This window comes from Marinospirillum alkalitolerans (assembly GCF_045055655.1).
Taxonomy (GTDB): Bacteria; Pseudomonadota; Gammaproteobacteria; order Pseudomonadales; family Halomonadaceae; genus Marinospirillum; species Marinospirillum alkalitolerans.
Genome location: NZ_JBANFI010000020.1, coordinates 1 through 1,965, shown reverse-complemented (window position 1 = coordinate 1,965; position 1,965 = coordinate 1). Strand labels below are relative to the sequence as shown.

The window sequence follows — 1,965 nt, the reverse complement described above, 5'->3', positions numbered from 1 at the left end:
CTGCAAGCTCACAGCTTCTAGCTTTCTTTTTGTTGTTTCTTGCAATAACAAGGCGCTGCACGCGACACGAATGCTAGTCCGTTTTTGTGTTTTCGCTGCGCTCAATTTTACACAAAACCGGCCGTCGCTCTCGTTCGCGTGAGCTTGGCGTTATGCACCTCTGCGACGCAATCTGTCGCTCAGGTCGCGTAAGCTGAAAGAGCAATGAGAAAAAAGGAAAAGATATGTCAAATTTCGATCAAAATTTTGAAGCTGCACGTCTTGCCTCGTTGGCTGAACAACATTCAGACATTGTAAAAGTTACGGGAGAGGTGGTTTTCCGTGCGGAAGATGATGAAGACCGCTTGAGTGGTACTTCTTGGACACTTGAAGAAGATATTTTCGATCAGGTTACGGAGTCTGGTTTTAAGCTGCATCTGATTGAGCTTCTCGATGATTTTATTGCACACCGAGGCCAATGCAATGAGTTGCCCAAAAAAGAAGGGATAGTTCGTTTTGGTGATGGTGATTTGAGCATTGAGTGGTTGCCTGATGGGTCTACCCATTTATCAGATCATCTGGGTACGGAGCAGCAGGTTTGATTACAAAGCATGACTTGCCATCTTTGGTCACCAAATTTGAGCGCCTACCGGGTCAAATCAATGAGCTTTCAAAGTCCGCTTTTGAAAATGTTTATGGCTCGGAAGCGGCTGCTCAGGCAAAAAACATAGTCTATTTTTTCTTGTCCTCAAAGCCAGTGCCTCGCCTCAATGGAGAGAGTTGCATCCTTTACATAGGCCAAACAAAAACCAGCTTCAAAACCAGATATTTCCGCCATGCAAACCTGCATGCCACATCGAAAGCCAACTCGTTGAAATTTGACATGGTAATAAAAAATTACGGGGCAATAGAAATCGCCTTTTGTGATTACCGCAAGTTTGGCGACACTCTGCTTGGTGCTGAAGGGCAGTTTTTGTGGTGGTACTTTCAAAACCACGGTGAGTATCCGCCAATAAACTACACCAAAACTAAAGTCAGAATAGATGCTGTCAGTGCATAACAAGGCCATTAAATTCGCTCCCTGCGGTCGCCGGACGCTCGTTCCTCGCGCCGTTTATGGCGGCGTTATTGCATTGGCTTGGTTGCGTCGGTTGAGGCGGGTGGTTTCGGGATAGCAGGCAGGTCGCCGCAGCAGATCGAGGCGCTGTTCTAGCAGGATTTCGTCAGGTTTGGCCGTTAAATAGTGTGCCGCGCCTTCGTTATCGGGCTGCTCTCGCTAGTTTTAAAATGAAGGCTCAGTCTTCAAATGCGGCAAGTGGTGGCGTTGTTCGAGTTGCTTCGTTGTTGTACTTGGCAGGTTTGCCAGACCGCCCAATCTGCTCGTTTTTTCAGGCTTGAGTTTGGCGCATTCTGTTGGCTCCACTCAGAGGTAGTGTGCCAGGATCGAGTGATGCGGCTTTAACCTAAGTTAGCCATTTTCGGCAAGTTGGCAGCTTTTAGCATTCTTTTTGTTGTTTCTTGCAATAACAAGGCGCTGCACGCGACACGAATGCTAGTCCGTTTTTGTGTTTTCGCTGCGCTCAATTTTACACAAAACCGGCCGTCGCTTTCGTTCGCGTGAGCTTTGCGTTATTTGTCTTCGCCTTTCATAGCCGCAATCAGTGCGTCGTACTCTTTATCTGCCGCTAACTTTCCGTCAAACAACAGTTCGCGTGCAACGCCACCGAAAAAGTTTATCCGCACAATGTGTTTTCCTTCGCTCCGCGCAACAGTGATATGAGTCACCACTTCAAGATTTACCGCTGTCTGGTCTGCTGCGATGTAAATTTTCATAGCTGCCGCCTCTTGGTCTTCGTTGTTGTTCCGCTCAAATAACAAACCGTTGCACGGGACAAGCCCGTGAACGGGGCGTTATTGCACTGGCTTGGTTGCGTCGGTTGAGGCGGGTGATTTCGGGATAGCAGGCAGGTCGCCGCAGCAGATCGG

The 1,965-nt window shown here is 48.2% G+C and carries 3 protein-coding genes; 2 read left to right on the top strand and 1 reads right to left on the bottom strand.

Annotated features, from left to right (window positions below; genetic code table 11):
* The first annotated feature begins 224 nt into the window (after positions 1-224).
* A complete protein-coding gene (locus V6U78_RS12630) occupies positions 225-581 on the top strand; it encodes a hypothetical protein (RefSeq protein WP_269817544.1) in 357 nt (118 codons plus the stop codon).
* Positions 578-1,039: a hypothetical protein gene (locus V6U78_RS12625; protein ID WP_269817543.1), complete on the top strand. Its 462-nt coding sequence runs from the start codon at positions 578-580 to the stop codon at positions 1,037-1,039. Before V6U78_RS12630 ends, V6U78_RS12625 begins: the two co-directional genes overlap by 4 nt.
* 569 nt (positions 1,040-1,608) lie before the next feature.
* On the opposite strand, the gene V6U78_RS12620 is transcribed toward V6U78_RS12625, so the two are convergent.
* The gene (locus tag V6U78_RS12620; RefSeq protein WP_405341542.1) at positions 1,609-1,812 is read right to left on the bottom strand and encodes a hypothetical protein; all 204 of its coding nucleotides are present in this window, start codon (positions 1,810-1,812) and stop codon (positions 1,609-1,611) included.
* Between the last annotated feature and the right edge of the window lie 153 nt (positions 1,813-1,965).

Coding starts and splice junctions, on each gene's coding strand:
- V6U78_RS12630 (WP_269817544.1), top strand. CDS start 225: ATGTCAAATTTCGATCAAAATTTTGAAGCTGCACGTCTTGCCTCGTTG.
- V6U78_RS12620 (WP_405341542.1), bottom strand. CDS start 1,812: ATGAAAATTTACATCGCAGCAGACCAGACAGCGGTAAATCTTGAAGTG.